Consider the following 223-nt stretch of genomic DNA (forward strand, 5'->3'; position numbering starts at 1 on the left):
CGAATAACAAGCGTTCTTGATGAGATATTCTTCTTTCTGCATTTTTTCTTAGGCGTGAGTTATAATCCTCTTCCACGTTTTTTCTTTCTGTTGGCTTGGTTCCTGAGCTTGCGCTGCCACGCTGTTTCAGCATAGTCATTGCCCTGTGTGGATGGTGTAATCAAATCGCCTAATCCTTCCACAACTTCATCGGCTGCACTAACAATGGTGTCTGCCACTGTAC

1 pseudogene is annotated in these 223 nt (G+C 44.4%); it reads right to left on the reverse strand.

What is annotated here, in order from left to right:
• Positions 1–59: 59 nt before the first annotated feature.
• Positions 60–223, reverse strand: a pseudogene (locus HMPREF2983_RS13510) (mobilization protein); the annotation flags it as partial.

This window comes from Prevotella sp. HMSC077E09 (genome assembly GCF_001814685.1).
Classification (GTDB): Bacteria; Bacteroidota; Bacteroidia; order Bacteroidales; family Bacteroidaceae; genus Prevotella; species Prevotella oris.